This is a genomic window from Novosphingobium sp. AAP93 (genome assembly GCF_001296055.1).
Classification (GTDB): domain Bacteria; phylum Pseudomonadota; class Alphaproteobacteria; order Sphingomonadales; family Sphingomonadaceae; genus Novosphingobium.
In genome coordinates this window covers 1-3,206 of sequence record NZ_LJHZ01000058.1, presented here as the reverse complement: position 1 = coordinate 3,206, position 3,206 = coordinate 1, and the positions used below count along the sequence as shown (strand labels likewise).

Genomic DNA, 3,206 nt, shown 5'->3' with positions numbered 1-3,206 from the left:
GGGGGGGGGGGGGGGGGGGGGGGCATGTTGGCAAACGGAACATGCCCCACCCCAACCCCTCCCCTGAAGGGGAGGGGCTATGGGAGAGGAAGAGCCCAATGGCCGAATACACGCAGATCCTGCTCGATGTGGCTGACGGTGTCGCAACGCTGACGCTCAATCGTCCGCACAAGATGAACGCGTTCACGCGCACGATGATGGACGAGATGGTCGCCGCGTTCGATGAGACCGACGCCGACGACAGCGTGAAAGCGGTGATCGTGACGGGGGCGGGCGAGAAGGCGTTCTGCGCGGGCGCGGACCTGACGCCCGACAACGGCGCGCGGCCCTTCTCCGATCCGACCGAAGTGACGGACCTTTCCGACACCCGCGTGCGCGACAGCGGCGGCATGCTGACCTTGCGCATGTTCAATTCGCAGAAACCGGTGATAGGCGCGATCAATGGCGCGGCAGTCGGCATCGGCGCGACGATGCAGCTGCCGATGGACATCCGCCTCGCCAGCACCTCGGCGCGTTTCGGCTTCGTCTTCGCCCGGCGCGGGATCGTGCCCGAGGCGGCCTCGAGCTGGTTCCTGCCGCGCCTCGTCGGCATGAGCACGGCGCTCGAATGGTGCATGACGGGCCGCGTGTTCGGGGCGGAGGAAGCGCACGCAGCGGGCCTAGTGCGCTCGCTCCACGCGCCGGACGAGCTGCTGTCCGCCGCCCATGCGCTGGCGCGCGAGATTGCCGACAACACTAGCGCCGTCTCGGTCGCGATGACGCGCGCGATGCTGTGGCGCAATTCGGCGACGCCGCATCCGATGCATGCGCACCGCGTCGACAGCCGCGCGATCTATCAGCTTTCGCGCGGGGCCGATGCGAGAGAAGGTGTGGCCAGCTTTCTGGAAAAGCGCGCTCCGGCCTACCCGGGCCGCGTTTCTTCCGATATGCCGGGGTTTTACCCGTGGTGGGAAGAACCGGTCTGGGAATGAAAGAGCAGACGAACGTGGCAAGTGCGGGGGAAACCGGCGGGGAGCAGGCCGGCGCAAGGGAACTGCTTCTGGAAACCGCCTCGCAGATCATGCGCGAGGGGGACCAGGTCGATATCTCGCTGTCCGAGCTGTCGCTGCGCTCGGGGCTCAATTCCGCGCTCGTGAAATACTACTTCGGCAACAAGGCCGGGATGCTGGGCGAATTGCTCGACCGCGACATGGTGGCGATCATCAAGTCGGTCGAAGCGCTGCTGGCCAAGGATCACATGAGCCCGGAGGCCAAGCTCAGGCAGCATATCGCCCGCTGCGTCGATACCTATTTCGCGTTCCCCTATCTCAACCGCCTCTTGATGCGGCTGGTGCGCGACAGCGATCCGTCCGAAGCGAAACGGATTGCCGACAAGTACCTCATGCCGCTCAACAAGGCCTATGACCGGCTCATCAGCGACGGGGTGAAGGCCGGCGTGTTCCGTCCGATCGATCCGCAGCTGTTCTATTTCACCGTGACGGGCGCGGCGGACCGGTTCTTCTCGGCGCGGCTCGTGCTGCGGCACTGCTTTGATCAGGACACGCTGACCGAGGAACTGCGCGACCGCTACCGCGAGCATACGGTCGATTTCATCATGGCGGGTATTCTGGCGCGGTGACCCGGGCGGTGGCAGGCGGAGTCATCTTTGCTTGCGCGGCGCGGCGGCTGGCCTAGAAACAGGGTTATGTCTGACGCGCAAACCCGCCCCGAGAACACCAGACTGTCTGATTTCATACCCTACCGCCTTGCGATCACGTCGAACGCGGTCAGCAGCCTGATTTCAGGCGAGTATCACAGCGAATTTGGCCTCAAGATCCCTGAATGGCGGATCATGGCGGTGCTGGGCGATGCCGGACCGCTGACGCAGCGCGATCTTGTCCGCGCGACTCTGATGGACAAGGTGGCGGTCAACCGCGCCTGCAAGATGCTCGGCGAACGCGGCCTCGTCGCGCGCACACCCAACGATGCGGACGGGCGCTCGCACCACTTGTGGCTGACCGATGAGGGCCGCGCGATGTACGACCGCATCTGGCCCAACGCGTTCTCGACCTACGAGAAGATCTTTGCCGCGCTTTCGCCCACGGAGACGGCAAAGCTGAGGGCGCTGCTCGACAAGCTGTTCAATGCGGTGCGCACCATCGAAGGGGAGAGCCCATGAAACTGGCAAGCCTGCCGCAGCGGCGCGACGGCCGCCTTATCGTCGTGTCTGATGATCTCGCGTGGTACGCCGATGCCGATCACATCGTGCCGACCCTGCAGGGCCTGCTCGACGAGTGGGACCGCTACGCGCCCTATCTCGAAGCGCTGTCGATAGAGCTGGAACACGGCGCGATCCCGAGGAAGCGATTCCACGAGCGCGAGGCGGCGGCGCCCTTGCCGCGCGCGTTCCAGTGGGCGGACGGCAGCGCCTACGTCAATCACGTCGAACTCGTGCGCAAGGCGCGGGGGGCGGAACTGCCGGCGAGCTTCTGGACCGATCCGCTGATGTACCAGGGCGGCAGCGACGATCTGCGCGGTGCGCGCGATCCGATCGCGCTCGCGGACGAAAGCTGGGGCTGCGATCTCGAAGCCGAGGTCGTGGTGGTGACGGGGGATGTGCCGCAGGGCGTCTCGGCGCAGGCGGCGCTTGGCCACATCCGGCTGGTCGGGCTCGTCAACGATGTCTCGCTCAGGGGGCTGATCCCGGACGAGCTCGCCAAGGGCTTCGGCTTTGTCCAGTCGAAGCCCGCCAGCCATTTCTCGCCCGTGTTCGCGACGCCGGACAGCCTCGGCGCCGCGTGGTCAGGCGGCAAGCTGCACCTGCCGCTGCATATCGACGTAAACGGACGCCCGTTCGGGCGGCTGGCGACGGGCGAGGACATGACCTTCGATTTCGGCCAGCTGATCGCGCATCTTGCCAGGACTCGGCGCATCGGCGCGGGTTCGATCATCGGTTCCGGCACGGTCTCGAACCGCGATGCCGATGGGAAGGGCGATTACACCGCGGGCCGCCCGGTGCGCGAGGGCGGGCGCGGTTATGCGTGCATCGCCGAACAGCGCATGGTCGAGACGATCCGCAGCGGGGCGGCGGTCACACCGTTCCTGAAGCACGGCGATACGGTGCGGATCGCCGCCAAGGATGCCAAGGGTCACGCCGTGTTCGGCGCAATCGAGCAGACGGTGGTGAAGGCTTAGGGAAGACCCCCTCCGCCCGCCTGCGGCGGGGG

4 protein-coding genes are annotated in these 3,206 nt (G+C 66.3%); all 4 read left to right on the top strand.

Annotation, left to right across the window (positions count from 1 at the left end; translation table 11 throughout):
- Positions 1–98: 98 nt before the first annotated feature.
- The 4 genes from IP83_RS09995 (at position 99) to IP83_RS09980 (ending at position 3,174) form a co-directional block, all read left to right on the top strand.
- On the top strand, positions 99–971 hold the full coding sequence (locus tag IP83_RS09995; RefSeq protein WP_054122076.1) for a crotonase/enoyl-CoA hydratase family protein: 873 nt from the start codon (positions 99–101) through the stop codon (positions 969–971).
- Complete coding sequence (locus tag IP83_RS09990) at positions 968–1,618, top strand: TetR family transcriptional regulator (protein ID WP_054122075.1); 651 nt, start codon at positions 968–970, stop codon at positions 1,616–1,618. Before IP83_RS09995 ends, IP83_RS09990 begins: the two co-directional genes overlap by 4 nt.
- A gap of 66 nt (positions 1,619–1,684) precedes the next feature.
- On the top strand, positions 1,685–2,158 hold the full coding sequence (locus IP83_RS09985; protein ID WP_054122074.1) for a MarR family winged helix-turn-helix transcriptional regulator: 474 nt from the start codon (positions 1,685–1,687) through the stop codon (positions 2,156–2,158).
- Positions 2,155–3,174 carry a fumarylacetoacetate hydrolase family protein gene (locus IP83_RS09980; protein ID WP_054122073.1) on the top strand — a complete coding sequence of 340 codons (1,020 nt, stop codon included), beginning with the start codon at positions 2,155–2,157 and terminating at the stop codon, positions 3,172–3,174. Before IP83_RS09985 ends, IP83_RS09980 begins: the two co-directional genes overlap by 4 nt.
- Positions 3,175–3,206: the final 32 nt, after the last annotated feature.

Excerpts from the sequence above, each read along its gene's own strand:
- IP83_RS09990 (WP_054122075.1), top strand. The coding sequence starts at position 968 with ATGAAAGAGCAGACGAACGTGGCAAGTGCGGGGGAAACCGGCGGGGAG.
- IP83_RS09980 (WP_054122073.1), top strand. The coding sequence starts at position 2,155 with ATGAAACTGGCAAGCCTGCCGCAGCGGCGCGACGGCCGCCTTATCGTC.
- IP83_RS09995 (WP_054122076.1), top strand. The coding sequence starts at position 99 with ATGGCCGAATACACGCAGATCCTGCTCGATGTGGCTGACGGTGTCGCA.
- IP83_RS09985 (WP_054122074.1), top strand. The coding sequence starts at position 1,685 with ATGTCTGACGCGCAAACCCGCCCCGAGAACACCAGACTGTCTGATTTC.